We start from the raw sequence: 26,318 nt of genomic DNA, 5'->3' as shown, positions 1-26,318 counted from the left end.
ACACCTACCTTATTTGGCGGCGCCCTGCGGCCGCACCGCATCGGCCATGCCCAGAATAAAGGCGCGAATCTTCTGCACATCCTCCTCGCTGAGCTTGCCCGCAAAGTTGGGCATGCCGCGTGAGGTGGCCGGGCCGTTGATGATGAACGTGCCCAACTGGTCAATCATGGGCGCAGGCAGATAGCTGAGGCTGGGCAGCGCACCTCCTTTGCTGATGCCCGGAAAGCCATGGCAGGCCACACAGTTGCTGTTGTAAAGCGCCCCGCCCTCAGCCACCAGCTTGGGGTCGTACGGCAGGCCGCCCACCAGCGCATTCATCTGATAGGCCACACGCTCGGGCATGGGCGCTTTGCCCCCCAGCACAAAGGTATAGACGGTGCCGGGGCTCTTGAAATCCGCCACGCGGTCGCCCAGGCCAAACGCACCGCCCCAGCCCACGGCAATCGAGACATATTGCTTGCCGTCCAGCTCGTAGGTCACAGGCGCGGCCATCACACCAGAGCCCATGGGCGCATCCCAGAGCTTTTTGCCGCTGCTGGCGTCATAGGCCAGCAGGCGCGCATCCGCCGTGCCCTGAAACACCAGATTGCCCGCCGTGGCCAGCGTGCCGCCGTTCCAGGGCGAGACATGCTCATGGCGCCAGGCTTCTTTTTGCTTGACCGGGTCCCAGGCAATCAGGCGACCAAAAGGCTGAGACTGCGCCTGCAGCATGATGCGGCCGGTATTCCAGCCGTTGTTGCTCATGAACTGGCCCGGCTTGTTGCTGTTGAACTGCTTCCAGTTCGGGTCATCTGCCAGCGCAGTCGGCACATGCTGGGCCGGAATATAGGCCAGCCCTGTGCGGGGGCTGAACGACATGGAATGCCAGTTGTGCCCACCCAGCGGGCCGGGAATGATCTCGGCTTTTTCGGCCACACGCACAGCCGGGTCCATGATGGGGCGACCCGCGCTGTCAAAGCCCTTGGCCCAGTTCACCGGCACAAAGTTTTTGGCCGAGATGAATTTGCCGCTTTCACGGTCAATCACAAAAAAGTAGCCATTCTTGGGCGCATGCAGCAGCACCTTGCGCAGCTTGCTATCAATCTTGATATCGGCCTGAACAATATCCTGGGCTGAAGTGAAGTCCCAGTTATCGCCCGGCGTTTCCTGGTAATGCCATTTGTAGGCGCCCGTATCCGGGTCCAGCGCCACGATGGAGCCCAGATACAGGTTGTCGCCACCGGCAGGGCTGCGCTTGCGATGCGCCCAGGGCGAGCCATTGCCCACGCCGATATACATCTGGTTGAGTTCGGGGTCGAACACCAGCGAGTTCCAGACCGTGCCGCCGCCGCCTGCCTCCCAGTACTTGCCTGCGGGGTCCCAGGTTCTGGCGGCCTCTTCCAGCGCCTTGCTTTCGTAAGGCTGCTCAGGGTCGCCAGGGACGGTGTAGAAGCGCCAGACCTGCTTGCCGGTCTCGGCGTCATAAGCGGTCACATAGCCGCGTGCCCCATATTCAGCGCCGCCGTTGCCGATATAGACCTTGCCCTTGAACACGCGTGGCGCGCCGGTAATGGTGTATGAGAACTTCTTGTTCTCCACCGTATCCGTCGCCCACACGGGCTTGCCGGTGGCAGCATCCAGCGCGATCAACCGGCCATCAAACGCCCCCACAAACACCTTGCCCTGGTACACCGCCACGCCGCGGTTGACCACATCGCAGCAGCCTTTGTAGGCCATCTCTCGCGGCACCTGCGGGTCATAAGTCCACAACGGCTTGCCGGTGCGCGCATCCACGGCGTGCACCACGCTCCAGGGCGCGCTGACATACATCACCCCGCCCACCACGATGGGCGTAGCCTCCACGCCGCGCGATGAATCCAGGTTGTACGACCAGGCCAGGCCCAGTTGCCCCACATTGCGATCATTGATCTGCTTGAGCGGGCTGAAGCGGTTTTCCTGGTAGTTCAGCCCATAGCTGGGCCAGTCTTTGCCGGTGCGGGCATTGGCGGCAATAAAGCGCTCATCCACCTTGGCAGCCGGGTTGGCCTGCGCTGCGGCGCTATTGCAGCCCCAGCCGCCCAGCGCGGCAGCGGCGCCGGTCAGCGCCAGCGCCAGAGTTCTCAAGCCCGGCAAACCCCATGGCGCGCGTGCGGAAAAATCAAACGGCATTCAGTCTCCCCTTGTTGTTATGCGCCGCAGGCCCTGTCGTGACTGCAGCGGGTGCTGGGAAATTGTTGAGCAGACACCGCCGTCAGCGCCTTCTGGCAACACCCCACTCAATTTGGACGATGCACGCTAAGCACCACGAAATATCCATGTCTTCATCGCATGAAAGATTTGTTTGAAATAATTTGAATACAAACTATTTGAATAACAGCAACCATCATGTCCAGCCCACTTTCCCTGCCAGACCGCCAGCGCAAGTTCTTCTTCACCATGGCCCAGGTCAACAAGCAGTGGCGGCGCACGCTGGACAAAGCACTGGCACCGCTGGGGCTGACGCAGGCCATGTGGCTGCCGCTGCTGCATCTGGAGCACGGCAGTGGCGCCATGCGGCAAAAGGATCTGGCGCACTCGCTGGCGCTGGACAGCTCCTCCGTCGTGCGCCTGATTGATGGTCTGCAGGCCCAGGGCTGGGTGGAGCGCCTGGACGATACCGACCGCCGTGTCAAACGCATCCAGCTGACCGAGGCAGGCCGCAGCCAGGTCGAGGTTGTCAAGAAAGTCGTCACCGAAAAGCGCACGGAAGTTCTTGCGCAGATTCCAGACGAATTGCTGAGCACCATGCAGACCGCTCTGGACTCCATGCTGCAGCGCATGGCGGCTCTGGACTGCGACTCTGTGGATGAAAGCTGAACCACCGTCCCACAAGCCCCCCGCACACTCGCTTTCTCCCGCCATGTCAAACAAGCTTCCTGTTCCCCACGCCCCCCTGTGGCTGCTGGCCATCATCACCATTGTGGGTACGCTGGCCATGCATATGTTCATTCCGGCCCTGCCTGATGCTGCCCAGCACTTCGGCGCCAGCAGCGCACAGATGCAGCAGACCATCACCGTCTATATCGTGGGCCTGGCCGTGGGCCAGCTGATTTACGGCCCCATGTCCGATGCACTGGGCCGCCGCCCCATGCTGCTGGCCGGTCTGAGCCTCTACACCGTGGCCAGTCTTTGCGCGGCGCTGGCTCCCTCGGCGCCCATGCTGGTTGGCGCACGCCTGCTGCAGGCTCTGGGTGGCTGCGCCGGTCTGGCGCTGGGCCGTGCCGTAGCGCGTGACACGGCCACGCCAGAAACCGCCGTGGGCAGCCTGGCGCTGCTCAATCTGATGATGATGATCGGCCCCGGTGTTGCCCCCTCCATGGGCGCGGGGCTGGATGCGCTTTTTGGCTGGCGCTCCATCTTTGCCACGCTGGCCATCATGGGCTTGCTGACGGCTATTGGCGTGTGGCGCCTGCTGCCAGAAACGGGCCGCCCCACCGGTCAGCTGCACTGGCGCAAGGTGCGCGATGACTACCGCACGTTGCTGAGTTCGCCGCAGTTTCTGGGCTTTGCCATTGGTGGCGGCAGCGCCACCACCTCCATCTATGCCTTTATTGCGGCAGCTCCTTTCATCTTCATGAACGAGTTGCACGCCAGCAAATCGGAAGTGGGCATCTATCTGGGCCTGCTGATGGCAGGCATGGCCGTAGGTAACGCCCTGGCGCGCAAGCTGATTCAGCGCTTTCCGGTAGAGCGCCTGATGCTGAGCGGCAATCTGCTGAGCCTGGTCTGCGTGGCCCTGCTGCTGGTGCTGACGCTCATGCACCAGCTGAGCGTGCCAGTTCTGGTGGGCATCATGATGATCTACACCCTGGGCTCTGGCGTGACCAGCCCAACCGCACTGACCAAAGCCCTGGGCGTGCACACCGACCTCACCGGCTCTGCCGCAGGCGTCTATGGCTTTTCGCAGATGACGGTGGGCGGGCTGTGCACACTGGGGGCCAGTCTGGGCGGCGACCCTGCGCTGTCTGCGTTTACCGTGCTGACCGTCGCCTGCATCGTGGGCCAGCTGGGTTTTCGCAGCGCCTTGCGCATCAAAAAAGCCGATAGCCTTTGATATTCATGCGCATACAGCTATATTTTGTATAGCAATCAACCGGAAAAAAGCATGACAGACATTGCAAGCAGAGCAACGCCCTGCAAGGCCCGACTCACCCGGTTTGCTGGGTTGGCCTGCGTATTCCGCTGACAGCAGGAACAAGGCAAGCAGGTCTATATCGAAGACGCGGGCTGCGTTGCGCCACCTGGCGCCTGGTAGTGCTGTGCCGGGGCGGCCTCCAGTCTGCGTACCGCATCGTCCACGCTCCAAGACGAATAGCAATCCGGACTCAGCCCCACAATCTGCACGCGCTGTAGCAACTCACGCACGCTGTCCTTGACACGCGCCAGCCGCAATTGCACGCCCGAGGAGGTCAGCTGAATGGCCAACTCCGTCAGGGCTTCGATGCTGGTGCTGTCCATATCCGGGCACTCTTCCAGACTGAGCACCACCGCCTTCAAGCCCTGAATACGCCCGGCACGCTGGCTGATTTCACCCATCATGGCGTCGGCATTGCCAAAGAACAGGCGCTCTTCGGGCCGCACAATCAGCACACCGGGCACGGGCTGCGCCTCGGGATGAATCTGGCAATCCACAAAATCATGACTATCGGCCAGCCGCCCCAGCTCGCTCACGCGGGCCTGAGCCATGCGCTTGAGCAGCATGGCAATGCTGACCATCATGGCCAGCAGCAAGCCATCCAGCACACCAAACACAATGACTGCGCCCAACGCCGTCAGAACCACGGTACGGTCACGCCGCCAGACAAAATATGGCCGCATGGTCTTCCAGGTCAGCGAGTGGCCCACCGCATGAATGACGATGGCCGCCAGCATGGGCTCGGGAATGCGCTCCATCCACGGCAAAAGCTGCCACACCAGCAGCGCCACCACGGCGCAGGCCACCAGCCCGGCAGCCTTGCTTTTGGCCCCGGCCACTTCATTGGCAGAACTGGCGGAGAACCCAGCCCCAACAGGCAGCCCCTGAAACAGCGAGGAAGCGATATTGGCACCACCCAGCGCCAGCAGGTCGCGGTTGGCATTGACAGCATCGCCATGGCGCAGGGCCAGAGAGCGGATGGAGCTATAAGACTCGGCATACAGAATCAACGCCAGCGCAATGGCCAGTTGCCCCACACGCAGCCAGTCGGCCCAGGCCAGATCAGGCACCGCCAGGTGCGCACTGCCCAGCTGCAGGGAGCCCACCGGCGGTATGCCCCAGCTTTTGCAGTAGCCCAGCACGTCCAGCGCAATACCAAGGGCAATGACCAGCAAGGCCCCCGGAACCGTCTTCCAGCGCCCCAGCCCGTTGAGCGCCAGCAAAGCCACGACCAGCATGGCAAGCCCCAGCCAGTTCCACTGCGGCAGCAGGTGCAGCAAATCCCAGCTGAAATGCAGAAAGTCGCTGTGCGAGGGATGCACGCCCACGGCCAGTGGCAACTGCTTGACCACAATCGTCAGCGCCAGACCTATGGCAAAGCCCCGCAGCACCGGTTTGGCAATGAACTGGGAGATGGCACCCAGCTTGAGCAATCCGGCCACCACAAACATGATGCCCGCCACCAGCACCATGCCCACGCCCATCAGCGCTCGGTGATCGGGCGAGACATGCAAGATGGAACCCGATGCCGCCAGCAGCACCGCTGCCGACGATGAGGTCGAAGACACAATGGCAAAGCGACTGCCGCCCATCAACCCATAGACCAGCAGGCCCGCAAACAGGGCAATCACGCCGGCTTGCGGCGGTGCCCCGGCAATGCCCGAATAGGCCACGGCCTCAGGCAGCAGCAAGCCCGCGATGGACAGACCGGCAACCCAGTCGGCGCCCGCAGGCAGAAAGCGGCTAGTGCTCATAGCGGCTTGTGGAATGAGCCCGACACGCCTGACCAGCCGGGCAGAAACTGGGCCTTGGGGTTGCGCGCCAGCGCCACGGCCTCAACCACCAGAGACTCGGGCAGGCCCTGGCCACCATCGCTGCGCAAATCGGCCTTGCGAAACACGGGGCGGAAAAAGTCTGCCCACAGAAATTCTGTGTAAGGCGCTGCATCCTTGGCATAGCCACCGGCCTTGCGCACCTCGCCCGCCAGGCTTCGATACGGGTCATCCTTGAGCTGATTGAGGCGCTTGGGAATCGCCGAAAACTCGCAGCGCACGCCTTTTTCGTTATAGGGGTGCGCCCAGTGGTGAAACTCCATCAGCCGCCAGAACATATCCAGCTCCAGCGCGCTGTAATCCGCCAGTTGCATGACCCATACGGACTTCACACCCTCGTGCACCAGCGCCTGCCCCAGATGATGGTGATCCACAATGAAATGCTGCTCCCGAGGGCCTTTGACGGCGGGGAACCAGTGGCTCAGCAAGAGCTTGTCACGCGCCTTGGACTTGAGCTGCGCCCATTGAGAGCGCTTGAGCGCCACCTCTGCCGCCCCTACCGTCATCTGCGTAGGGCGTAACTCCGAAACCTCAACCTGAACCAAATGCTGCTGTGCGGGCATGCTGACTCCAGCCATGAAAGATTCAGCATTGTGTGAAGCCGCCCACAAAAAGAAAAGAGCCCGCATGCGGGCTCCTGAAAGATTCTTGCGCCAGGCGAAATGCGCTTACAGATTGCCCACCATATTCTTGGCCACCACCCACTGGTCAAACTGCTCGGGCGTGACATGGCCGCTGGCAATGGCGGCCTCGCGCAAGCTCGTGCCCTCCTTATGCGCCTTCTTGGCGATGTAAGCCGCCTTGTCATAGCCAATGTGGGTGTTGAGTGCAGTCACCAGCATCAGCGAGCGGCTCACCAGCTCGGCAATGCGCTCGCGGTTGGGTTCGATTCCCACCGCGCAGTGATCGTTAAAGCTGACCATTCCATCGGCCAGCAGGCGCACGCTTTGCAGAAAGTTGTGGGCCACCAGCGGGCGGAACACATTCAGCTCAAAGTTGCCGCTGGCGCCGCCAAAGTTGATGGCTACATCATTTCCAAACACCTGGGCGCAGAGCATGGTCATGGCTTCGCACTGCGTGGGGTTGACCTTGCCCGGCATGATGGACGAGCCCGGCTCGTTCTCGGGAATGGACAACTCGCCCAAACCGCTGCGCGGGCCTGATGCCAGCCAGCGCACATCGTTGGCAATCTTCATGCAGCTGGCAGCTATTGTTTTAAGAGCACCATGCGCATGCACCAGACCGTCGCAACTGGCCAAAGACTCAAACTTGTTGGGCGAGGTGACAAAGGGGTAGCCGGTGATCTGTGCCAGCTCTTTAGCCACGCCTTCCGCATAGCCCTTGGGCGCGTTCAGGCCCGTGCCCACTGCCGTGCCGCCCAGCGCCAGCTCATACAGATGCGGCAGCGCGGCTTGGATGTGCTTTTCGCCATGCGCCAGTTGCGCCACCCAGCCGGAGATTTCTTGCCCCAAGGTCAGCGGCGTGGCGTCTTGCAGGTGCGTACGGCCAATTTTCACGATATCGGCAAAGGCCTCGCTCTTGGCCTGCAGCGTGGTGCGCAGCTTGGCAATGGCGGGCAGCAGCTTTTGCTCGATGGCCGTGACCGCTGCCACATGCATGGCTGTGGGGTAAACGTCATTGCTGCTCTGGCTTTTGTTCACATCGTCATTGGGGTGCACCAGGCGCGCCTCGCCACGCTCGCCGCCCAGCAGCTCGCTGGCGCGGTTGGCCAGCACCTCGTTGACGTTCATATTGGTCTGCGTACCCGAGCCGGTCTGCCACACCACCAGGGGGAACTCATCAGGGTGCTGGCCTGCAATCACCTCGTCAGCTGCCGCCACAATGGCCTGCGACTTCTTCGCATCCAGCAAGCCCAGCTGCGTGTTGACGATGGCCGACGCCTTTTTGACCTGCGCCAGCGCATGAATGATCTCGCGCGGCTGGTGTTCGCCGCTGATGTCAAAGTTCAGCAGCGAGCGCTGCGTCTGCGCACCCCACAGCTTGTTCGCGGGCACATCAATCGGGCCAAAGGTATCTTTTTCCTGGCGGGTAGCTGTCATGAGTTCACTCCTTGCAATACAGGTAAAGGCCAGTGTCCTTGGCGATGCCATTGGCACGCCTCCGGCCTTGCAGCGCGGCCCATGCTAGCGCACACCTAGCCTTGGCCCGGCAAGTGGGCAACACCCCTGCAGTGGCAGTGCTTGTAATAGATAGTTACATTAACCACGTTCGGAGCAGCCCCGGACAGCTTTGCTGCACCTCCACATCAATGCTTGCCGACCTTTCCACCCCTTCCACCGCTTTCATGACACCGAGCTACAACGAGATGATCGTTGCAGTATCTGTTGTCATTGCCGTGTTCTCCTCCTTCGTCACGCTGGGGCTGGCCCGCCGCGTGCGCATGGCGTCTGGCGGCATGGGCCGGCTGTGGTGGGGCATTGGCTCCATGGTGATGGGCACGGGCATCTGGGCCATGCACTTTATTGGCATGCAGGCCTTTGAGCTGCCTATCTTGCTGGGCTACAGCGGCCTGATCACCCTGCTTTCGTGGCTGTCTGCCGTGCTGTCTTCGGCCATTGCACTGGGTGCTGCGGCTCGTCCCAACTACCGCTGGCCGCAGTTCCTCACGGCTTCTTTGACCATGGGCGGCGGAATTTGCGCCATGCACTATCTGGGGATGCAGGCCATTGAACTGACCGAGCCCATCACCTGGGACTGGGCACTGGTGGCCGCATCGGCGCTGATCGCCATTTTCGCCTCGGCCACTGCGCTCACCCTGTTTCGTGTGCTGCACTCGCTGTCTGGCAAACGCCTCTGGCTTTTCCAGACACTGGCAGCCCTTGTCATGGGCATTGCCATCTGCGGCATGCACTACACCGGCATGGCGGCCGCCCATTTTGTGCAAGGCAGTGTCTGCCTCACCGCCGATGCGCTGGCCGGGCCTGAGCTGACAAGCATCATCGTCATCACCACCGCCATGCTGCTGATTGCAGCGCTGTTCAGCACCTTGCTGGATGCCAGACTGCAAAGCACTGCGTTCCAGCTCAATCAATCGCTGCAGGAAAGCAATTCCAAGCTGCAGCAGGCCAATGCCGAACTACAAAAGCGTGCCTTTGCCGACCCGCTGACCCATCTGCCCAACCGCCTGCTGTTTGAAGACCGCCTGGCCCACACCCTGCTGCGCATGGAGCGCATCAACCATCGCCGCGTTGAAGAGCGTGCTGGCGTGCTGTTTGTGGACCTCGATGGTTTCAAGCCCATCAACGACTCTTTTGGCCATGCCGCGGGCGATGAAATCCTCAAAAGCACGGCCGAGCGTCTGGTGGCGCAGGCACGCAGCTGCGATACCGTGGCCCGTGTGGGCGGAGATGAGTTTCTGGTGCTGCTGGAGAACGTGCAGGATGTCTCCGCCTGCATAACCGTGGCCCAGCGCATGCTGCAAGCGCTTTCACAGCCTTTTGTGCTGGGTGGCAAAGAGCTGCAGATTACCTGCTCCATCGGCATCGTTGCTTTCCCGGATCATGGCGGGCGCGACCATCTCATCGCCCATGCAGACGCCGCCATGTATGCGGCCAAACGCAACGGCGGCAACGGGATTGTCGTTTTCGAGCCCCATATGGGCAGCGATGCCAGTGCGCAACTGGAGCTGCAAAACGACCTGCGCCACGCCATCGCTCGCGGGCAGATGTTTTTGCACTACCAACCCAAAGTGGACAGCACCCGCGACAGCATCATCGGTGTGGAGGCCCTGCTGCGCTGGCGCCACCCCCAGCGCGGCATGATCAGCCCCGAGACCTTTATTGCACTGGCCGAACGCTTTGGCATCATCATCTCGCTGGGTAACTGGGTCATTGAAGAAGCCTGCCGCCAGCTGGCCCAGTGGCGTGCAGTGGGCCTGCACATGCGCGTGGCCATCAATCTGTCCGTGCATCAGCTGCGCGAGGCGGGCCTGGCCCAGCGCATCGCCACGACGCTCAAGCGCCATGGCGTTGATGCCGATCAGCTGCTGTGCGAGATCACCGAATCCATTGCCATGGAGGACACCCAGGCCACACAGCGCACTTTTGAAGAGCTGCGCAGCATTGGCGTGTACCTGTCCATCGACGATTTCGGCACCGGATATTCCAGCCTCAACTACCTGCGCCAGCTGCCCGCCCAGCAAGTCAAGATCGACCGCAGTTTTATCCGCGACCTGGAAACCGAGGAAGACGCCCGCGCCGTGGTGCAGGCGGTCATTGGTCTGGCCCATGCACTGGACCTGCGCGTAGTGGCAGAAGGCGTGGAAACCGCAGGCCAGCGCGACATTCTGCGCGCCATGCGCTGCGATGAGCTGCAAGGCTATTTCTATGCCAAGCCCATGCCCGCAGACATGCTGCTGGCCTGGGCCAGAGGCGACAAGCCCGCAGGGTCCGCAGACTTCTCAGCCTCGGTTCTGGGTGACCTCACCGGGCTGTAAAGACGGCATTGCGCTCCTGCCCCATAACAACTGGGCGCTTGCTGACTTGGCGGCATCCGCATAAAAAACACCTGAAGCCTATATGGATAAAGCGCATCCAGCTATGAATATCAAAGCACTCACAAGCCCCGAAAACGCAAATTCCGGGCGAATGCAGTAAGCTGGCGCCTTGCCAAGTCCTATATAAGACTAGTTGGTTTTGACCTGCAAAGCTCCGTGCTTGGACCGATAATCAGCAGGTGAGCCGCGCGCACCCCACACGCGCGCACATTGCAACCCCCGAGAAGCTTCACGATGACAACCTCCATCCGCCAGCAGGACCTGATCGACTCCGTCGCAGGTGCCCTCCAGTACATCAGCTACTACCACACGCCGGATTTCATCCAGCACCTGGCCCGCGCCTATGAGCGCGAGCAAAGCCCTGCGGCCAAGGATGCGATGGCGCAGATCCTCACAAACTCCAAGATGAGCGCCACCGGCCAGCGCCCCATCTGCCAGGACACGGGCATCGTCAACGTGTTCCTGAAGGTGGGCATGGATGTCAAGTGGGACGGCTTCACCATGGGCCTGGAAGACGCCATCAACGAAGGCGTGCGCCGTGGCTACAACCACCCCGACAACACGCTGCGCGCATCGGTGGTGGCTGACCCCCACTTCAAGCGCAAGAACACCAAGGACAACACGCCTGCCGTCATCAACGTGCAGATCGTGCCCGGCAACACCGTGGAAGTGACCGTGGCGGCCAAGGGCGGCGGCTCCGAGAACAAGTCCAAGATGATCATGATGAACCCCAGCGACGACCTGGTCGAATGGGTGCTCAAGACCATCCCCACCATGGGCGCTGGCTGGTGCCCGCCTGGCATGATCGGCATTGGCATTGGCGGCACGGCTGAAAAGGCCGTTCTGCTGGCCAAGGAAAGCCTGATGGAAGACCTGAACATGTACGAGCTGCAGCAAAAAGCTGCCAGCGGTGCAGAGCTCGATGACGTGGAAAAGCTGCGTCTGGAGCTGTTCGAAAAGATCAACGCCCTGGGCATTGGCGCCCAAGGCCTGGGCGGCCTGACCACGGTGCTGGACGTCAAGATCAATATGTACCCCACGCACGCGGCATCCAAGCCCGTGGCCATGATCCCCAACTGCGCCGCCACGCGCCACGCCCACTTTGTGATGGACGGCAGCGGCCCCGTGTACCTGGACGCCCCATCGCTCGACACCTGGCCCAAGATCGACTGGGCACCGGACTACAACAAGTCCAAGAAGGTGGACCTGAACAATCTGACCAAGGAAGAAGTGGCTTCTTGGAAGCCCGGCGACACGCTGCTCTTGAACGGCAAGATGCTGACCGGCCGCGATGCCGCCCACAAGCGCATCCAGGACATGCTGGCCAAGGGCGAAAAGCTGCCCGTGGACTTCACCAACCGCATCATCTACTACGTCGGCCCCGTCGACGCCGTGCGTGACGAAGCCGTGGGCCCTGCCGGCCCCACCACCGCCACCCGCATGGACAAATTCACCGACATGATGCTGGAGAAGACCGGCCTGATCGCCATGGTCGGCAAGGCCGAGCGCGGCCCGGTCGCCATCGAAAGCATCAAGAACCACAAGAGCGCCTACCTGATGGCCGTGGGCGGCGCCGCCTACCTGGTCAGCAAGGCCATCAAGCACGCCAAGGTCGTGGGCTTTGAAGACCTGGGCATGGAAGCCATCTATGAATTTGACGTAGTGGACATGCCCGTGACCGTGGCGGTTGACGCCGGCGGCACCAGTGCCCACATCACCGGCCCTGCGATCTGGAAGGAAAAGATTGCGACCGGTGAATTCAAGGGCATTGCCGTGGCTGGCGCTTGATCGCACCATATGCTTGGTTGCTGATACAGCCTGCATCCATGAAACCGCCTTCGGGCGGTTTTTTTGCGCTCCACGCAAGGCTGCGGCCTGGGTCAGTGCATCCATCAGGCCCCAAATGCCTCTTCTTGCATCAATAAATTTCCCTTCGCCACAGGCAATCGCTGGAGGGTGGCATTTGAGCGGCCCTAGCCTGCGTGGGGTTCGCCAGCTTCAAGTGTTTTGGGCTGTTGGCGCTTGTATAGCGCACGCTAGAAGCTATCGTTTTTGCAGCGCTTCGCGGCTTCCGTTGCACTCCGCGCTTGCCAGCGCTGCGCGCCTCTGCAATGCTTGCGCTTCCTTTTGGCCTTCGGGCCTAACCCATCGTTGCAGTGGATCGGCTTCACCGGCCACTGAACTCAGCCGTCAGGAAAGAATGTGGACCACCTGCTCGAGGCAGCTTTTCAGTTTGTCTTTGACTTCGTGCTCGCTGGTACTGGCAAACTTGTAATCATCTTGTTGTCGCTCGGCCAATGGCGGTGTGAGAGCATCTTTGGCAACGAGGGGCAAATTCATGGTGCAGCGGGCGGCCTCTCGTTCGTACGCGATGGTCGGCGAGTCATCACCACAACGGGCATGACCATCGTTGGCTTTTTCTTCTACTTCGCCATCATCGCGCTGCTGGTCATATGGGCAGCGCGCTCCTAACCCGTCGTTGCAGCCGACCGCCTTCGGCGACGTCTGAATTTGATCGTTAGTTTATCGACATGGGCCTCTACGCAACACTTCTTGAAGCCCCGCTACCGTGTCCAAACTGTGGGCGAGTTCTCAACAGTGAATGGCAGTTCTATTTCGGTGGCGTCACCGACCTGCCTAGATACCGTCTCGGAGATCAGGTCCGATGGGACGGCCCGGCACAGTTCGGGGATGTATCAATGACCTTGGTCTCGGCAGTCGCCTACTGCTTCAACGAGCCCGCGTGCACTTCTTGCCCGATTGAGAGTTTGGTGGCCGAGATATTGATCGAGGATGGCTGGCTACGAAGCCTCAGTTCCCCGCGCATCGCTTGGCACGCCTGCGAGCTCCTGTTTGAGGGCCCTGACCGGTACCCCAGATTTCACGATGATCTGTATCGAGCGTGATGTCCCGCAGCTTCACAGTGCTTTGCTGTGGAGGGGAGCCCTTTCTCGCGCCTCACTCAGCCAAGGATTTGCCGCAAAAAGCCGCTGCGTTAATCCAGCACCAGCCCACCATGGTCAGTAATGCCGAAATTGAAATGCGCTAGGTCAAGGCATGGAATGATCTTTATGACATTGCCGCCGATCGCACCGATTTCCCATGCCTGTTACCCGATGGCAAGGTGGTTGACATCAATACATGCAAAGCATGGCTGCAAGATGCGATATACAAAGAATCATTGGTTCAAGTTCGTTCAGGCTGGGTGCTGGGGCAGCGAGGTGCAATTGTCTGCAGGCTTTCGCAGGTCTGAACTGTCATCGCAGCGAATGCCTGCGGGCACCGCTAAAGTCAAACGTGAGGTAGCCCTTTTTGCTAGTGCTTCAAGTCGTAGAAATTCTGTGGACCAAAGCCACCCGTGGCGCCCCGCGCGCCAATGAGCGGGTGGCGCTGCCCAGAGCCTTTGCGTTTTCGTTTACGGCAGGCCCTCAGGCCTGCTTGGTACAACACTACCAACTATCCGAATGGGACGGCTTTGCACCCCGGCTTCGGCAGCAGGAAGAACGCAACACCCCACCTGTATCAATGGATGCACTGCAACTGATCTCGCTGGGAAACAACAGTTACAGCCTGGGCATTCTGGGCACGCCCCATGACGGCCAGCCGCGCCGCCACCCGGTGCTGCGTGCCATCACACTCCAGCCCGGTGAAACGGCACGCCTGGTCATCAATGCGCGGCATACGTCCTACTCTGGCCAGTATTATTCCGAGCGCATCTATAACGTGGGCTGTGGCACACATCTGCCCGCCGATCTGTTTCTGCACTCGCCCACGCATTCGCTCGACCTGAAGGCGCACCTGTTTTAGTTCTCAATCAATCCCATCTGAACAAAGGCTCTCTCCATGTCATACAGCCACTACGTTCGCTGCCCCGAATGCCACAAGCTCAGCGTGACCGAGAACCAGACGCCCATCGAACTCCTGATGGAGGGTTTGGCCAACCTCAGCATCCACTGCCCGCATTGCGGCTTTCACAAGGAATATCTGGAGATTCCTGCCGACGAATTTGAAAGCCTGAGCGTCTCTGATGAAGTGGCCGCCGAGGAGCTGAAGCAATAAATACAGCCACATTGCCGTTCATCCCTTATCCAGCATACGCCATGCGCTCTTATATTTGAAGCCAAAAACTGCAGAACTCTTCCGAAATTACGCAGCCTCTGCTCGTCATGCATCCTGATCTGCAAACCTGTCTGCCCCGCCACAAAGCCGACGTTCCCGCCGCTGAGGCCGCGACGCTGCGGGGATGGCCCGCTGTCGAGCCAGCCGTCATGTCTTTGCTGGAATGGCTGCAGGACATCAACTGGCCTGTTGCACAGGTGCTTGCACCTTTTTTCGCAACGGTTGGCGCTGATCTGGCTCCGTATGTCAGGCCTGTTCTGCAATCTCAGGATGATGTCTGGAAGTACCACATCATCGAATCCGTGGTCAGCCGCTCAATGCCTCTGACGCAATCGCTTGAAAGCGAGCTGCGCAGACTCGCGCAGTCGCCAACGCCATCAGAGCACGCGCAAGAACTTGACCGCGTCGCCCGCGAAGCACTGGAGCAGCTTTGAGCATGTACACCTGCCCCTGCTGCGGCTATGAGATGGACGAAAACACGCCCGGATCTGAAATCTGCCAGATCTGCTTCTGGGAAGAAGATGCATCGCAGCTGTTTTTTCCCTTCGACACCAGCGGCGCAAATGGCTGCAGCCTGGCCGAGGCGCAAGTTGCCTTTGTCCAGTTCGGAGCTTGTGACCGCAGCTTCTGTGAAGAAGTTCGGCAACCCGGCCCCCACGACAAAAAAGACCCTTTGTGGTTTCCTCTGTGGGAGCGACCCGTTGCACTTCCAGACCACGAGACAGAGGCTGGCTCGTTTCCTCTTCGCGCCGCATCACCACCAGGGCAAGAGCTGCGGTATTGGCGACGAGACGTTCAAGAAGAAGGTTTTCAATGACAAGCCTGAGCACCCGCATCCTTTACGAAGGGGCCGAAGAGCTTTCACAGCCTCTGGGCCTCAGCCCTGAGCAGACTCAGAAAAAAGGCTATCCCGCAGCCATCCGCATTCAGACCATTGCCGCATGAAAAAGCCTTCCGCCCTCGTCAAAGCCGTCTATCACGAGCACATCGCCCGGTTTGGAGAGCCTGCGCAATCCATCCGTTATGAAGACCCGCCGCTTGACGCTTCCATCGCCGTGCCCGCTTTTGTGGATGTGATGGTCTGGCCTGCCGATGAAGAGCTGAACATCACCACCTTCGCCACCATTGGCATGTGCGACCTGGAAATGCCCCAGTCTGGCCAGCGCGCAGAGTTGCATTTCTCTGTGGAAGGTGATGCAGACCCGCAGACCACGGCAGAGATCACCCGCTTTCTGGCCAATCTTGCGCTCTACCCCTTTATCAACCACCTCCCTCTGGACTGGTGGCATGTGATTCCAAACGCGGGGCATCTTCCGCATTTCACGGGCATGAACAGCCTCTTGCTCCACCCCGCTTTTGTGGAAGGTGGCTGGCAGCATATCTGCCATGATGGGCAAAACGTCAAAATCCTCAATGTCGTGCCCATCACCTCGCAGGAGCTGCAGCAATACCGCAGCAGTGGCATGGAAAGCCTGCTGCAATACTTTGAGCAGCAGGACATCAACCTTTTTGCACCCCGCTGAAACGCAGCACCCGACAGCCCATGTTCGTCACTCAGGTCACCATTGATGCCAGCCAGATCAGTGACTGGCCATCTTTTCATCAGGTGTTTGCACAGGCCCTTGGCTTTCCCACGTTTTATGGGGCCAACATGAATGCCTGGATTGACTGCATGAGCAGTCTTGATGCACCGGATGACGGCATGAGTCGCCTGCATTGCGAAAGCGGCAAAGTGCTGACACTGCTGGTGCAAGGCGCTGCTGGCCTGAAAGGAAAATACCCTCAGCAATATGACGCGCTCATCGAGTGCACGGCTTTTGTGAACTGGCGGCGCATGCAATCAGGCCGCCCGGCAGTGCTGGCTCTGGCCTTTGACTTATGAGCCACGCCATGCCTGAATTCGATCTATCGCGCTACCTTGGCGTGGCCACGGAAGATGCACTCAGAAGCCCCGCAGAAACCGTGCTGGAATATGTACAGGCCTATCAAAAATGGGCACGCGACTGCCACCACTGGGCCAAGGCAAACCGCGACAACGTGGCCGCGCTGCAAACCGGTGCTGCGCGACATGCGCTGACGCTGATTCAGCAGCAATACTGCGCACCGGCCAATCGCCAGTTTCAGCGCGCCAGCACTGGCTACTACTTCTATGGCGGCACCTATGATGTGCACCCCGTCATTGATTCGCAAAGCATGGACGGGCCGCAATCCGCCACCATATTGACCGCCAGAAACAAGCCCCGTTCACCGGCATTTCGCTTTCAGCTGAGCAAACAGGGGCTGCGCTGGCTGATTCGTTCTCTGGATCGGCTGGACGGCACCGGCCACTGGGTGCCAGACTTCTTATAGGCAAGTCCAATATCACTTTATGCAGACTTCACCCTCCCGTTCCACGCCACTGCAAAGCCGCTGGAAAAAGCTCTCCGCGGGCTTGCGCATTATGTGGATACTGTGGCTGCTGCTATTGATTTTGCTAACAGCAACAACCGCCCTGTTTCAGCTCAGTGTGCGGCCAGTGCAGCTGGCGTTGACTCTGACAGCAGGGCAAAGCGCTGAGGTTTCGGTCTGGCGCCCCATCGCTCACCCAGCCAGTTTTGCGCTGCAATTTGCGCGCACGCCGGGCCAGAGCCGCCCGGAACTCGGCGAATGGGTGCCCCCTGCCGTGCCTGCCCAGGGGCCTGCGGTTCCCTCTCTGGCTTTTTCCAAACCCGGCGAGCCTATCAAGATTCTGGTGCAGGTCGCCGACCAGCAGCTTGCCTACAGCGCCATGCCCGCCAGCAACAGTGAAAGTGACGGCAATACAGTCCAGCGCCCGCTGACGCCCTGGAAGGACGGCAGCAACCCTGAAACTTTCACCTGGCCACCTGTCGCTTCAACGCCCATTGCTCAGGCCAGCGGAAAATCTCAGTTTCGCTTTACGGTGCAAGAGGTAGGCCCGCACCTGCAGGGCGAGTCTGTTCAGTTGCTGATTGAGCCACCCTTGGGCTTCAAATCTGTGCAACCCGGCTACAGCTGGCTCTGGCCGTTGTTCTTCTGGCCCAGTTTTGCCGCTGTGCTGGCCATCCTCGGCGCTCTGCTGCTGTGGATGAGCTTGCGTCGCTGCCCGCCCAAGACCCCTGCGCCCTGATGTGGCCGCGACTTACCTCTTGTTGCCCTGCCAGCCGCCACACCCATGCATGATGCAGCAGCACTCCACAACACCCGAGGACAGTGATGAACCCCATGCAAGGTCGCTGGCAGCTTTCCGCTCGCCACTTCATCCAGAGCGAAGTAGAAAATCTCGATGAGGAAGGGCTGGCGCCGCAAAGCGCCCTTTGCGACTGGCTCAATGGCAATGCGCTCGATATGCTGGCAGATGTTTGGGAGACTCAGGGACTGCAACTGGACATTCATGCCGACGGCAGCTTTACCGAACAGCTAACGGGCACGCCCAAAATCATCTGGTTTGCTGTGGATGGCTGCATGTCTGACCCCGAGCCCTTTGCAGGGCAATGCACCATGGTGGGCAATTTGGGTTATCTCCTTCCTCCTGAAATCGATAGATGGGCCATTCCCAAAGAAGGCGAGTTCGCCCCCGCACTGCTGCGCTACGACGATGGCGACACCATGATCAGCGAGCATGTGATGCTGGACCGTGGCCGCCTGCTGCGCTGCGTCAACGTCGTCACCGATGAGCTTTATCTGAACCGCGTGCTTCTGGTCTATGACAGAGCCTGATTGAGCCACGCATCCCGAACCTGTTTAAACCTCTCCCCCCCCGCTTCTGCATGACCTGGTACGCCCACGAAATACTGCTTCGCGCCACGCCTGCTGCGTTAGCCGCTGTGCAAAGCTCTGCGCAGCTGGTTCCTTTTGCCTTTCACCTGCGTTCCATGGAAGGCGTGAACTGGTATGCCCCCGAGCATCAGCACGGCCTGCCTGAAGGCGGCCTGCTGGTCATTCGCCCTGTCTGCGCTGCACAGGCACAGGGCGCACAGTGGCATGACGACCCCATTCTGGACACCTGCACGCTGCCCCCTTTGCCTGATTCGCCTGATGTGGCCGACCTTCTGCTTGCCGATATTGCAACGCCCCTGGCCGACCAGCTCAATGAGGCTTCCATACCAGACATGGCCTTGCGCACCACACTGGCGGCGCTGGCCAGACAGTTGAACGAGCCCGTGGTCTATTACGCCTGCGGCATGTGGGGCGGCGATCTGGATTTTGAGTACTGCCTTTGCTATGAGCCGCTAGAGAGCCTGTTCGCCAGAGATGTCTCCGAGCGCGGCCACGGCACAGACCGTGCGCTGGATATCGCACTCATGAAACTGGGGCTGACACTGCCAAGCGCATTTTTCGCGCCGCACACCCGCAGCTTTGACTGGGCTGCGCACAGGCTCTGCCCAGCAACTTAGCAACCACTTCCTGCGCTGCTTTCTACCTCTTGCCAAGGAATTGCCCATGCAACTGCGCTATGACCGCCCACAGGCCCTGGCACTGCTCAAGGGAAAACCGGGCACCACGCTGAGCAGCGCCGAAATCGCAAGCAAGGCCCACCGACGCTGGGATTTAAAGCAGCACCAGGAGGCCGCCCTGCTGTTCTGCCTGGCCTGTGAGCGCTCGCAGCAGGAAAGCGCTATCCCCTGTCAGGCCCCCAATTACTTTGTGCGCGCCGCCATCACCTTCAATCAAGCGGGCGATACCCAACTGGCCGAGCTCATGCTGCGCGAGGCCACGCGCATGGACTGGACGGCACTGGGCCTGCCCCATGACAGCCTTATGTGTGAATGGGCGTTCGAGCAGTTGCTGCTGAACCTGCACCAAGGCCCTGCCGAAGATTTCAAGGCCGTGTTTGAGCAGGCCATTGCACGCTGTGCAGAACTGGGCTGGGAATTTCCCAAGATTTACCCCAAGCAGGAAGCCTTGTTGCTGCATGCCATGCAGCTGCAGCAAACCGAAGTCGTGCAATGCCTGGTGGAGCGCATTCGCCAGCGTCGCCCCCTGTCACGCGCCGCCCGTGCGCAACTGCAGGCGGCAGAGCAATGGCTGGCAAGTACTCCTTGAAGTCTGTTTCGGCCATAGTCCTTATTTGAAAAGCGCTTGCAGCTATCAAAAACAAAGCAATCAAAAAGCAAACCCAGAGAGTCTATTGAAATAAATACATCAATAGCTTTTATTTTGATAACGTCAGCAGATCATCGCCTCAAGGAGCCAACCATGAAATGGCTTGTGACTGCTTTTCTGGCCACGGTCTTCGCCGTGCTGTCCTTCAACGCCTTTGTGAGCAATGACCTGAGCCGCGGCAAAAGCAGCAACAAGCTGATTGCCATGCTGACCGATGGCTATGTCTGGCTCGTCTCCGTCATTGGCTACACACCCGCAGCGGTAGTCTTTGCGCTGTGCGCCTGCGCCATCGTGATCGCAGCCATCACGGACAGAAAACACAAACCCAGGGTTCTCTGACTGCACCTCATGTTTCCCTATTTCAAGCGCGTCGTAGTGGTCCTGTTCACCCTGCTCGTACTGGGCTGGCTCATTCACTTTCTGTGGCCGCAAGCAGAGCGCCCCATGACTGCGCCAGCAAATGTCAAAGTGCACATCATCGGCAATGGCTGGCATGCCGGCCTGCTGGTGCCTGCAGCCGCCATCAATGCACGCCTGCCAACCCTCAAGCAGCGCTTTCCGGCGGCAACCCACTACGAAATTGGCTGGGGCGATGTGGGCTTTTACCGCGCCAAGACGGTGACTGCAGGGCTGGCAATGCAGGCCATGTTCGCCTCCCAAGGCTCGGTCATGCATGTGGTGGGGGTTGCCGATGTGCCCCGCTTTCTCAAAGGCAGCGACAGTGCAAGCCTGTGCGTAGATGATGCGGCCTACCAGCGGATGGCAAGCTTGGTGGCCGACAGTTTTGCACGCAGCGCACAGGGCCAGCCTGAAGATGCCGGGCCAGGCATCTATGGCGACAGCCAGTTCTATATTGCCAACGGCCGCTACAGCGCCTTGCACACCTGCAACCGCTGGACGGCATCGGTGCTGGAAGCTGCAGGCATCTCCATCTCGCCGCGCATCAGCCTGACGGCCAGCAGTGTGCTGGGCGCTGCGCGCAGCAGCACCATGGCATGCACACCCTCACCATGAGCCGCATTCCCACGTCATGGGCGCTCAGCTACCATGGCTTTCTTTTGAGCAGGAGACCTTGATGACCGAGAGAAGCGGACGCTGCCTTTGTGGCCAAGTGCAATTCAAGCTGACAGCAGAACCCCAGATGCCCCGCGTGTGCTGGTGCAAAGACTGCCAGCACCTGGCTTCCAATGGCACAGTCAATGCCATTGTGCCTGCAGAGGCTCTGGTCTTCACGGGTGAGGTCACCGAGTTTCGCAAGCTGGCGGCCAGCGGCAATGAACTCACCCGCCAGTTCTGCCCGCAATGCGGCTCGCAGCTGTTTGCCTACTCATCGGCCCGGCCACACCTGCGCGTGGTTCGCGTCGGCAATCTGGATGATCCATCCTCCGTCGCCCCCATCATGAATATCTGGGCCTCCAGCGCCCCAGCCTGGGCCTGCATGGATGCCTCATTGCAGCGCGTAGAGCAGCAGCCCACGGCCCCCACACCCGCACCCGCACCCGCACCCGCACCCACGCAGCCTTCTTCGGCCAGGCCATGAACACACTGCGCACTGTTCTGGGCTGCGCCCTGCTTGCCTTCTGCGTGTCCGGCGCTGCGCAGGATGCCTGCACGCAGTCCGAGCGGCAGATCTGGTCCTGCGAAGCCAACGGCAAGTTCTACACCCTTTGCGCATCCAGTGATCTGGGCCCGCAGACGGGCTATATGCAATACCGTGTGTATCAAAAGGCTGCGCTTGAATTCGCCTATCCCGCCAGCCACAGGCATCCCAGAGGGCTGTTCAAGCTGAGCCTCCTCTCCAAGGGAGCCGCCATGACATTCAGCAACGGCGGCTATCAATACGAGATCTACGAACCGCTGGCCGGGAGCACCGAAATCGCTGTAACCAAGGCTCGCAAAAAACTCGCAGACATCCGCTGTAGCGACTTCAGCGACACACTAACATTGACCAGCACCCAGGACTTTCTTGCCACTGTTGGCATTTATGAGAAATGAGGCGGTCATGCAGAAAAATTTCGCACTCAAAGCTGAACAGATTCGACCTCTGGCCAAAGGCTATGGCGGCTGCATTGCCACAGACATGATTACCGTCGAGGGCAAGCCCGTCGGTTACATGGTGCGCGAGGAGCCTGTGCGGCCCGAAGATAGTGGCTGGTGCTTCATGGCGGGCGACGAGTCTCAGGACTATATGGACGAGGCCAGCCACCACGGCATTTATGACGTGAACACCATCGCCAACTACTGCCCTGACATCATCGAATTGCTGGACACCCCGGCGCCCTGCGCCTTTGAGCGCAACGCCAGCGGCAAGCTGGTCGCGATTCCCTACGAAGCGCCTGAAGACTGAAGCCGCCCACGTCATGCTGGCCTTCATGGATGTCTGCTACCACGACAGCGGTGCACGCGCTGCTGCCGTTCTGGCCGAGCACTGGCTATCTGCAACCGCATGCGCCCAGCAATGGGTGGACATTGAGCAAGTGGCGGCCTACCAGCCAGGCGCCTTCTATCTGCGCGAACTGCCTTGCCTGCTGGCGCTGATACAGGCACTGCCCAAAATGCCGGATGTGCTGGTGATTGATGGCTATGTCTGGCTAGATGGGCGGCAGCGCCCCGGTCTGGGTGCACATCTTCATCAAGCTCTTGCTGGGAAAATCCCGGTCGTTGGAATCGCCAAAACCGCTTTTGAGGGCGCCGACCACTGCAGCCTGATCAAGCCTGTTTTGCGCGCCAGTTCCATGCGGCCGCTTTATGTAAGCTGCGTTGACTGCGATCTGCAGGAAACAGCTGCCTGGGTGCAGCAAATGCACGGGCCACACCGGATTCCAGCGCTTTTAAAGCAAGCCGATACTTTGTCCAGAACACCGTGGCCACACGCTGCCACTGATCTCCAGGGGAGCCAAGATGGGACTGTTTGATTTTTTAAAAAAGCGCAAAATGCCCGACAGCTTGGAAGACTCCATGGCGCTGCAGGCCGAGTCCTTTATCGCCGCCTTTCGTGGCCAGGGTGCTCCCATCGATGCCAGCCAGCTGAACTACAGCCGCAACTCCATTGAACTCGTCGATCGTGTGCTGCAAGACTTCTACGAGCAGCAAGCCCCATTGCCCGAGGACCTGCATTTTCTGGCCAGCGCCTATGTCTTTGAATGCGCACGCCGCCAGTACGGCGGGCGTTATCTGCGCGGTGATGATGCCAACCCGTTTGTACTGGTGATTGGAGAGCCGGACTGTCAGATCGGCTTTTGCGCTATGGAAAAAGTAGCTGGCCGCGCCAGCAATGGACCGGAGGACAACCTTTCTTTCTTCTATGATGGCATTGCCGCACCACTGCAGCGCAAAGCCAGCGTGACGCTGGTTTGAAGAAAGGTCAGCACCATGCCAAAGCGACTGATTTCAGCCATCACTGCCATCGCGCTTGCGGCAGTGCTCTCGGGCTGCCTGATACCTGAACGCTTTACCGCCAAGATAGACATTCAGCCTGATGCCAGCTTGAGCTATGAATTTGACGGCACGGCCATTGACCCGATGGCCGTGATGAAAATGCAGCAGCACGGCATGCTCAGTGAAAAAGAGCAGCAAAGCCTGGCGGCCGAAGCCCAGAAGCTGCGCCAGGACCCCGATGTCAAAAAAGCGGTTTACACCGGCAAAGCCCGCTACCAGCTTGAAATTGAAGGCCGTCGCAAGGCAGGCGAGCCTTTGAAGCTGCTGGACATGTTCTTTGTGCAGACGGGACTGGATGGCGTCATGACCATCTCTGCCCAGGCACTCAAACGCAAGGAAAAGTCCGACCTGGCCCAGATGGGCATTCTTTTGAACGGCACCTTGCGCGTCAACGTTCCCAGCGGAGCCGAGGTCATCTCTCACAATGCCAGCTCTGCCCCCAGCTCTGGCAGCGGCACCTACAGCTGGCGCATGGGCGATGTGGGCATCAGGCCCGAGCTCAAATTGCGCTTCAACCCCTGATGAAACCAGATGTCCGAACCCGCATTCAGCCTGCATGCAACGCTGGATGGCATCACGGAAGCAGCGGCGCTGATACAGCAGTTTGAAGCCCATCACTGGCAAGTTCGCAAGTCGGGCTGGCATGCCTGGGAACTGCGTAAACAGGGCGCGGAGCTATGCCTTGAAGCCAGCAGCCCCTGGCTGCTGCACGGCGACCTCGAAAGCGATGACAAAAAGCTGATTGCAGAGCTGCTGCATCTTCTTGAATCGGCAGGCCTGAGCTATCAGCTGGAAATCTACGACGACAATGCCCAGACGCTGATTGCAAGTCACACCAGGGCCAAGCCTCCATGAATTCACCTGCTCCACTGCCTTTTTCACAAGCCTGCGAAAACAACCAGGGCCCTATTTTTGAAGTGCTGCACTCGGCCTTTGCGCAATGCCATCATGTACTGGAGATAGGCTCTGGCACCGGCCAGCACAGCGTGTTTTTTGCGCCCCGCCTGCCGCATCTGGTGTGGCAGACCAGCGACCTGGATGGCAATCATGCAGCCATACAAGCCTGGCACAACGCCCATGGTGCCAGTAATCTGCGCGCGCCGCTGAGTTTTGATCTGGCCAGCAGCAACTGGCCAGAAGCGAACCAGGCCCAGCCCTTCGATGCAGTGTTCACCAGCAATACCTGCCATATCGTGGCCTGGCCACTGGTTCAGCGCATGTTCATGCTGGTTGGCCAGCATCTGCCAGCCGGCGGCACCTTTGCCATCTACGGCCCATTCAACTATGGCGGCCAGTTCACCAGCGAGAGCAACCGCGCTTTCGATGCCTGGCTGCGCCAGCGTGATGCGGCCAGCGGCATTCGCGACTTTGAAGCGATCACGGCCTTGGCGCAGCAGCATGGCATGCAACTGCAACTCGATCAGGCCATGCCCGCCAACAACCGCACGCTGGTCTTTCGCAAACACTGAGGTGTAACGTCATGGCCGCACTCTTTGCCTACAAATGCCGTAAATGCGATGAGATCCATGAAGGCTCGCCCAGCTTTGCCTTTGATGCCCCCGCCCCCTACCGGCGACTGAGCGAGCAGGAGCGCGAGGAATGGGCCGAGTTGACGGACGACCTGTGCGTCATTGCCCACCCCGAAGGCACGCAATACTATGTGCGCGCCATTCTGGAGGTGCCGATTCATGGCGTGCAAGAGCCTTTTCTCTGGGGCATCTGGGTATCAACCAGTGAAACAAGTTTTCACCGCTATCTGGACTCCTACGACAAGCCGCCAGAGGACACGATTTTCTTTGGCTGGCTCTCCAATCTGATTGGCGTCTATCCCACGCAAAAGTCACGACCTGCCGATGTGCATATTCAGACGGATGGCACACGCCCCCGCGTGGTGCTTCACCTGTCGGCCGATGCAGATGATGCGCTGGTGCGTGACCAGCAGGAAGGGATCTCCAGAGAGCGTGCCCAGCAGCTGGCTGAGCAATGCCTGCACAGCAATGGTTAAATTGCTTGAAAACTCCCGGATCGCTTTCTGAATAAGCGCTGATAGCTATTACTTCATGAGCAATAAAAAAGCTGCCGAGGATGAATCTTCGGCAGCTTTTTTTGCAGCGCTGGCTCTGAATCAGCTATTCCAGCCAGTCTGGTAGAACTGCTGAATCAGCTGCCAGGCCTCCGCCGGATCATCGGTATAGCGGAACAGGTTGAGGTCCTTGGCCGAGATCGTGCCCTCTTCAATCAGCACATCAAAGTTCAGCACCTTCTTCCAGAACTCCTTGCCAAACAGAATCACGGGCACAGGCTTGCTCTTGTGGGTCTGCACCAGGGTCAGCACTTCGAACAGTTCATCCATGGTGCCAAAGCCGCCGGGGAAAGCCACCAGCGCCTTGGCACGCATCATGAAGTGCATCTTGCGCAGCGCGAAGTAATGGAACTTGAAGCTCAGCTCTGGCGTGATGTAGGGGTTGCCATGCTGCTCATGGGGCAGATAGATGTTCAGCCCGACATTGGGCGCTCCCGCATCATGGGCACCGCGGTTGGCAGCTTCCATGATGCCGGGGCCACCGCCTGTGCAGATATAGAAGCGTTCGCTGGGCGGCTGCTTCATGCCTTCGGTGGCCACAATGCGGGCAAAAGCCCGCGCAGCCTCATAGCGCTCGGCATTGCGCAGCGTGCGCTCGGCCAGGGCCGTGCGCTGGGCGTCGCCACTGGTGCGCGCTTCTTCAAGCTGCTGACGCGCCTGATCCATATCGACAAAACGGGCGCTGCCATACACGACGACGGTGTGTTCAATGTCGCGCTCGATCTGCACCAGATCGGGCTTGAGCAGCTCCAGCTGCATGCGGATGCCGCGCGTTTCCCGCCGGAACATGAACTCCGGGTCGGCGAAAGCAAGACGATTGGAATGAGGTTCCAGTTCTTTGCCGTTATGGGCCTGGTTGTGAAGTTCAGCCCAGGCATTGGCCAGATCGGTATCGGACAGTGGGGAAGAAATTTGCATGGCGCCTCGGTACTAAGAATGCTGGACAGCACTGGCCAGAGAAGCTGCTAATAGTTTCGCTAGCACGGACCGCCCATCCGTCAAACACTTCGATATCAAATACGCCTGAAGCGTATGTGATGCTTGCACTATACGCTCACAAAGCTATAGCTCTTG

The 26,318-nt window shown here is 59.8% G+C and carries 33 protein-coding genes; 28 read left to right on the top strand and 5 right to left on the bottom strand.

Translation table 11 applies throughout. The features are described from left to right. Positions 1-9: 9 nt before the first annotated feature. Positions 10-2,148: a PQQ-dependent dehydrogenase, methanol/ethanol family gene (locus tag JDW18_RS07565; protein ID WP_218243061.1), complete on the bottom strand. Its 2,139-nt coding sequence runs from the start codon at positions 2,146-2,148 to the stop codon at positions 10-12. Positions 2,149-2,364: 216 nt separating this feature from the next. Between JDW18_RS07565 and JDW18_RS07560 the strand changes: the two genes are divergently transcribed. Together JDW18_RS07560 and JDW18_RS07555 are read left to right on the top strand one after the other, a co-directional pair. Continuing rightward, entirely contained in the window at positions 2,365-2,835 is a 471-nt protein-coding gene (locus tag JDW18_RS07560; protein ID WP_218243060.1) for a MarR family winged helix-turn-helix transcriptional regulator, read from the top strand. A gap of 43 nt (positions 2,836-2,878) precedes the next feature. Beyond that, positions 2,879-4,072, top strand: a complete 1,194-nt coding sequence (locus JDW18_RS07555) for a multidrug effflux MFS transporter (RefSeq protein WP_218243059.1) — start codon at positions 2,879-2,881, stop codon at positions 4,070-4,072. Between the two features lie 155 nt (positions 4,073-4,227). Here the strand turns inward: JDW18_RS07555 and JDW18_RS07550 are convergent, their stop codons facing one another. The 3 genes from JDW18_RS07550 to fumC all read right to left on the bottom strand — a co-directional run bounded on the left by JDW18_RS07550 (position 4,228) and on the right by fumC (position 8,045). Further along, complete coding sequence (locus tag JDW18_RS07550; protein ID WP_218243058.1) at positions 4,228-5,907, bottom strand: SulP family inorganic anion transporter; 1,680 nt, start codon at positions 5,905-5,907, stop codon at positions 4,228-4,230. Beyond that, positions 5,904-6,548, bottom strand: coding sequence for a ParB-like protein (locus tag JDW18_RS07545; RefSeq protein WP_218243057.1), 645 nt, complete (start codon positions 6,546-6,548; stop codon positions 5,904-5,906). The genes JDW18_RS07550 and JDW18_RS07545 overlap by 4 nt, the downstream gene beginning before the upstream one ends. A gap of 105 nt (positions 6,549-6,653) precedes the next feature. Continuing rightward, positions 6,654-8,045, bottom strand: coding sequence for a class II fumarate hydratase (gene fumC, locus JDW18_RS07540; protein ID WP_218243056.1), 1,392 nt, complete (start codon positions 8,043-8,045; stop codon positions 6,654-6,656). Positions 8,046-8,254: 209 nt separating this feature from the next. Between fumC and JDW18_RS07535 the strand changes: the two genes are divergently transcribed. The 26 genes from JDW18_RS07535 to JDW18_RS07410 all read left to right on the top strand — a co-directional run bounded on the left by JDW18_RS07535 (position 8,255) and on the right by JDW18_RS07410 (position 25,166). Continuing rightward, positions 8,255-10,441, top strand: a complete 2,187-nt coding sequence (locus JDW18_RS07535) for a putative bifunctional diguanylate cyclase/phosphodiesterase (RefSeq protein ID WP_246610325.1) — start codon at positions 8,255-8,257, stop codon at positions 10,439-10,441. 294 nt (positions 10,442-10,735) lie between these two features. After that, positions 10,736-12,289, top strand: coding sequence for a fumarate hydratase (locus JDW18_RS07530; protein ID WP_218243055.1), 1,554 nt, complete (start codon positions 10,736-10,738; stop codon positions 12,287-12,289). A 414-nt stretch (positions 12,290-12,703) separates the two neighbouring features. Then, positions 12,704-12,973, top strand: a complete 270-nt coding sequence (locus tag JDW18_RS07520; RefSeq protein ID WP_218243053.1) for a hypothetical protein — start codon at positions 12,704-12,706, stop codon at positions 12,971-12,973. Between the two features lie 840 nt (positions 12,974-13,813). Beyond that, a complete protein-coding gene (locus JDW18_RS07515; protein ID WP_218243052.1) occupies positions 13,814-14,308 on the top strand; it encodes a hypothetical protein in 495 nt (164 codons plus the stop codon). Positions 14,309-14,344: 36 nt separating this feature from the next. After that, positions 14,345-14,560 carry a hypothetical protein gene (locus JDW18_RS07510; RefSeq protein WP_218243051.1) on the top strand — a complete coding sequence of 72 codons (216 nt, stop codon included), beginning with the start codon at positions 14,345-14,347 and terminating at the stop codon, positions 14,558-14,560. A gap of 107 nt (positions 14,561-14,667) precedes the next feature. Then, on the top strand, positions 14,668-15,054 hold the full coding sequence (locus tag JDW18_RS07505; protein ID WP_218243050.1) for a DUF5071 domain-containing protein: 387 nt from the start codon (positions 14,668-14,670) through the stop codon (positions 15,052-15,054). 2 nt (positions 15,055-15,056) lie between these two features. Continuing rightward, positions 15,057-15,437, top strand: coding sequence for a CPCC family cysteine-rich protein (locus JDW18_RS07500; RefSeq protein ID WP_218243049.1), 381 nt, complete (start codon positions 15,057-15,059; stop codon positions 15,435-15,437). Next, positions 15,434-15,565, top strand: coding sequence for a hypothetical protein (locus JDW18_RS22745; RefSeq protein ID WP_281421610.1), 132 nt, complete (start codon positions 15,434-15,436; stop codon positions 15,563-15,565). The genes JDW18_RS07500 and JDW18_RS22745 overlap by 4 nt, the downstream gene beginning before the upstream one ends. Then, on the top strand, positions 15,562-16,143 hold the full coding sequence (locus tag JDW18_RS07495; RefSeq protein WP_218243048.1) for a suppressor of fused domain protein: 582 nt from the start codon (positions 15,562-15,564) through the stop codon (positions 16,141-16,143). The genes JDW18_RS22745 and JDW18_RS07495 overlap by 4 nt, the downstream gene beginning before the upstream one ends. 20 nt (positions 16,144-16,163) lie before the next feature. Then, a complete protein-coding gene (locus JDW18_RS07490; protein WP_218243047.1) occupies positions 16,164-16,502 on the top strand; it encodes a barstar family protein in 339 nt (112 codons plus the stop codon). A gap of 8 nt (positions 16,503-16,510) precedes the next feature. After that, the gene (locus tag JDW18_RS07485; RefSeq protein ID WP_218243046.1) at positions 16,511-16,969 is read left to right on the top strand and encodes a hypothetical protein; all 459 of its coding nucleotides are present in this window, start codon (positions 16,511-16,513) and stop codon (positions 16,967-16,969) included. Between the two features lie 19 nt (positions 16,970-16,988). Then, positions 16,989-17,747 (top strand): hypothetical protein, encoded by a 759-nt coding sequence (locus JDW18_RS07480; protein WP_218243045.1) that lies wholly within the window; start codon positions 16,989-16,991, stop codon positions 17,745-17,747. A gap of 86 nt (positions 17,748-17,833) precedes the next feature. Next, on the top strand, positions 17,834-18,337 hold the full coding sequence (locus tag JDW18_RS07475) for a hypothetical protein (protein WP_218243044.1): 504 nt from the start codon (positions 17,834-17,836) through the stop codon (positions 18,335-18,337). Between the two features lie 50 nt (positions 18,338-18,387). After that, positions 18,388-19,014 carry a hypothetical protein gene (locus JDW18_RS07470; protein ID WP_218243043.1) on the top strand — a complete coding sequence of 209 codons (627 nt, stop codon included), beginning with the start codon at positions 18,388-18,390 and terminating at the stop codon, positions 19,012-19,014. A gap of 46 nt (positions 19,015-19,060) precedes the next feature. Continuing rightward, positions 19,061-19,663, top strand: a complete 603-nt coding sequence (locus JDW18_RS07465) for a hypothetical protein (RefSeq protein WP_218243042.1) — start codon at positions 19,061-19,063, stop codon at positions 19,661-19,663. A gap of 153 nt (positions 19,664-19,816) precedes the next feature. Next, on the top strand, positions 19,817-20,062 hold the full coding sequence (locus tag JDW18_RS07460; protein WP_218243041.1) for a hypothetical protein: 246 nt from the start codon (positions 19,817-19,819) through the stop codon (positions 20,060-20,062). Positions 20,063-20,071: 9 nt separating this feature from the next. Then, a complete protein-coding gene (locus tag JDW18_RS07455) occupies positions 20,072-20,737 on the top strand; it encodes a TIGR02117 family protein (protein WP_218243040.1) in 666 nt (221 codons plus the stop codon). A gap of 127 nt (positions 20,738-20,864) precedes the next feature. Next, complete coding sequence (locus JDW18_RS07450; RefSeq protein WP_246610323.1) at positions 20,865-21,263, top strand: GFA family protein; 399 nt, start codon at positions 20,865-20,867, stop codon at positions 21,261-21,263. After that, entirely contained in the window at positions 21,260-21,718 is a 459-nt protein-coding gene (locus JDW18_RS07445) for a hypothetical protein (protein WP_218243038.1), read from the top strand. Before JDW18_RS07450 ends, JDW18_RS07445 begins: the two co-directional genes overlap by 4 nt. Before the next feature lie 7 nt (positions 21,719-21,725). After that, positions 21,726-22,070, top strand: coding sequence for a DUF2185 domain-containing protein (locus JDW18_RS07440; protein WP_218243037.1), 345 nt, complete (start codon positions 21,726-21,728; stop codon positions 22,068-22,070). Between the two features lie 13 nt (positions 22,071-22,083). Continuing rightward, positions 22,084-22,638 (top strand): endonuclease V, encoded by a 555-nt coding sequence (locus JDW18_RS07435; RefSeq protein ID WP_218243036.1) that lies wholly within the window; start codon positions 22,084-22,086, stop codon positions 22,636-22,638. A 19-nt stretch (positions 22,639-22,657) separates the two neighbouring features. Then, on the top strand, positions 22,658-23,080 hold the full coding sequence (locus JDW18_RS07430) for a hypothetical protein (RefSeq protein ID WP_218243035.1): 423 nt from the start codon (positions 22,658-22,660) through the stop codon (positions 23,078-23,080). A 15-nt stretch (positions 23,081-23,095) separates the two neighbouring features. Continuing rightward, positions 23,096-23,683, top strand: a complete 588-nt coding sequence (locus JDW18_RS07425) for a hypothetical protein (RefSeq protein ID WP_218243034.1) — start codon at positions 23,096-23,098, stop codon at positions 23,681-23,683. Between the two features lie 9 nt (positions 23,684-23,692). After that, positions 23,693-24,016 carry a hypothetical protein gene (locus tag JDW18_RS07420; protein WP_218243033.1) on the top strand — a complete coding sequence of 108 codons (324 nt, stop codon included), beginning with the start codon at positions 23,693-23,695 and terminating at the stop codon, positions 24,014-24,016. Beyond that, a complete protein-coding gene (locus JDW18_RS07415; protein ID WP_218243032.1) occupies positions 24,013-24,630 on the top strand; it encodes a DUF938 domain-containing protein in 618 nt (205 codons plus the stop codon). Before JDW18_RS07420 ends, JDW18_RS07415 begins: the two co-directional genes overlap by 4 nt. Before the next feature lie 11 nt (positions 24,631-24,641). Next, positions 24,642-25,166 carry a DUF2199 domain-containing protein gene (locus JDW18_RS07410; protein ID WP_218243031.1) on the top strand — a complete coding sequence of 175 codons (525 nt, stop codon included), beginning with the start codon at positions 24,642-24,644 and terminating at the stop codon, positions 25,164-25,166. A gap of 120 nt (positions 25,167-25,286) precedes the next feature. Here JDW18_RS07410 and JDW18_RS07405 read toward each other — a convergent pair whose 3' ends face one another. Beyond that, the gene (locus JDW18_RS07405; RefSeq protein WP_218243030.1) at positions 25,287-26,162 is read right to left on the bottom strand and encodes an LOG family protein; all 876 of its coding nucleotides are present in this window, start codon (positions 26,160-26,162) and stop codon (positions 25,287-25,289) included. Positions 26,163-26,318: the final 156 nt, after the last annotated feature.

Source organism: Comamonas fluminis (genome assembly GCF_019186805.1).
GTDB classification, from domain to species: domain Bacteria; phylum Pseudomonadota; class Gammaproteobacteria; order Burkholderiales; family Burkholderiaceae_C; genus Comamonas; species Comamonas fluminis.
This window is presented reverse-complemented; position numbering and strand designations above follow the sequence as displayed.

What these genes read in the sequence shown, in the direction of transcription:
- JDW18_RS07565 (WP_218243061.1), bottom strand. Translation starts at nt 2,148, where the DNA reads ATGCCGTTTGATTTTTCCGCACGCGCGCCATGGGGTTTGCCGGGCTTG.
- JDW18_RS07560 (WP_218243060.1), top strand. Translation starts at nt 2,365, where the DNA reads ATGTCCAGCCCACTTTCCCTGCCAGACCGCCAGCGCAAGTTCTTCTTC.
- JDW18_RS07555 (WP_218243059.1), top strand. Translation starts at nt 2,879, where the DNA reads ATGTCAAACAAGCTTCCTGTTCCCCACGCCCCCCTGTGGCTGCTGGCC.
- JDW18_RS07550 (WP_218243058.1), bottom strand. Translation starts at nt 5,907, where the DNA reads ATGAGCACTAGCCGCTTTCTGCCTGCGGGCGCCGACTGGGTTGCCGGT.
- JDW18_RS07545 (WP_218243057.1), bottom strand. Translation starts at nt 6,548, where the DNA reads ATGCCCGCACAGCAGCATTTGGTTCAGGTTGAGGTTTCGGAGTTACGC.
- fumC (WP_218243056.1), bottom strand. Translation starts at nt 8,045, where the DNA reads ATGACAGCTACCCGCCAGGAAAAAGATACCTTTGGCCCGATTGATGTG.
- JDW18_RS07535 (WP_246610325.1), top strand. Translation starts at nt 8,255, where the DNA reads ATGCTTGCCGACCTTTCCACCCCTTCCACCGCTTTCATGACACCGAGC.
- JDW18_RS07530 (WP_218243055.1), top strand. Translation starts at nt 10,736, where the DNA reads ATGACAACCTCCATCCGCCAGCAGGACCTGATCGACTCCGTCGCAGGT.
- JDW18_RS07510 (WP_218243051.1), top strand. Translation starts at nt 14,345, where the DNA reads ATGTCATACAGCCACTACGTTCGCTGCCCCGAATGCCACAAGCTCAGC.
- JDW18_RS07505 (WP_218243050.1), top strand. Translation starts at nt 14,668, where the DNA reads ATGCATCCTGATCTGCAAACCTGTCTGCCCCGCCACAAAGCCGACGTT.
- JDW18_RS07500 (WP_218243049.1), top strand. Translation starts at nt 15,057, where the DNA reads ATGTACACCTGCCCCTGCTGCGGCTATGAGATGGACGAAAACACGCCC.
- JDW18_RS22745 (WP_281421610.1), top strand. Translation starts at nt 15,434, where the DNA reads ATGACAAGCCTGAGCACCCGCATCCTTTACGAAGGGGCCGAAGAGCTT.
- JDW18_RS07495 (WP_218243048.1), top strand. Translation starts at nt 15,562, where the DNA reads ATGAAAAAGCCTTCCGCCCTCGTCAAAGCCGTCTATCACGAGCACATC.
- JDW18_RS07490 (WP_218243047.1), top strand. Translation starts at nt 16,164, where the DNA reads ATGTTCGTCACTCAGGTCACCATTGATGCCAGCCAGATCAGTGACTGG.
- JDW18_RS07485 (WP_218243046.1), top strand. Translation starts at nt 16,511, where the DNA reads ATGCCTGAATTCGATCTATCGCGCTACCTTGGCGTGGCCACGGAAGAT.
- JDW18_RS07480 (WP_218243045.1), top strand. Translation starts at nt 16,989, where the DNA reads ATGCAGACTTCACCCTCCCGTTCCACGCCACTGCAAAGCCGCTGGAAA.
- JDW18_RS07475 (WP_218243044.1), top strand. Translation starts at nt 17,834, where the DNA reads ATGAACCCCATGCAAGGTCGCTGGCAGCTTTCCGCTCGCCACTTCATC.
- JDW18_RS07470 (WP_218243043.1), top strand. Translation starts at nt 18,388, where the DNA reads ATGACCTGGTACGCCCACGAAATACTGCTTCGCGCCACGCCTGCTGCG.
- JDW18_RS07465 (WP_218243042.1), top strand. Translation starts at nt 19,061, where the DNA reads ATGCAACTGCGCTATGACCGCCCACAGGCCCTGGCACTGCTCAAGGGA.
- JDW18_RS07460 (WP_218243041.1), top strand. Translation starts at nt 19,817, where the DNA reads ATGAAATGGCTTGTGACTGCTTTTCTGGCCACGGTCTTCGCCGTGCTG.
- JDW18_RS07455 (WP_218243040.1), top strand. Translation starts at nt 20,072, where the DNA reads ATGTTTCCCTATTTCAAGCGCGTCGTAGTGGTCCTGTTCACCCTGCTC.
- JDW18_RS07450 (WP_246610323.1), top strand. Translation starts at nt 20,865, where the DNA reads ATGCCCCGCGTGTGCTGGTGCAAAGACTGCCAGCACCTGGCTTCCAAT.
- JDW18_RS07445 (WP_218243038.1), top strand. Translation starts at nt 21,260, where the DNA reads ATGAACACACTGCGCACTGTTCTGGGCTGCGCCCTGCTTGCCTTCTGC.
- JDW18_RS07440 (WP_218243037.1), top strand. Translation starts at nt 21,726, where the DNA reads ATGCAGAAAAATTTCGCACTCAAAGCTGAACAGATTCGACCTCTGGCC.
- JDW18_RS07435 (WP_218243036.1), top strand. Translation starts at nt 22,084, where the DNA reads ATGCTGGCCTTCATGGATGTCTGCTACCACGACAGCGGTGCACGCGCT.
- JDW18_RS07430 (WP_218243035.1), top strand. Translation starts at nt 22,658, where the DNA reads ATGCCCGACAGCTTGGAAGACTCCATGGCGCTGCAGGCCGAGTCCTTT.
- JDW18_RS07425 (WP_218243034.1), top strand. Translation starts at nt 23,096, where the DNA reads ATGCCAAAGCGACTGATTTCAGCCATCACTGCCATCGCGCTTGCGGCA.
- JDW18_RS07420 (WP_218243033.1), top strand. Translation starts at nt 23,693, where the DNA reads ATGTCCGAACCCGCATTCAGCCTGCATGCAACGCTGGATGGCATCACG.
- JDW18_RS07415 (WP_218243032.1), top strand. Translation starts at nt 24,013, where the DNA reads ATGAATTCACCTGCTCCACTGCCTTTTTCACAAGCCTGCGAAAACAAC.
- JDW18_RS07410 (WP_218243031.1), top strand. Translation starts at nt 24,642, where the DNA reads ATGGCCGCACTCTTTGCCTACAAATGCCGTAAATGCGATGAGATCCAT.
- JDW18_RS07405 (WP_218243030.1), bottom strand. Translation starts at nt 26,162, where the DNA reads ATGCAAATTTCTTCCCCACTGTCCGATACCGATCTGGCCAATGCCTGG.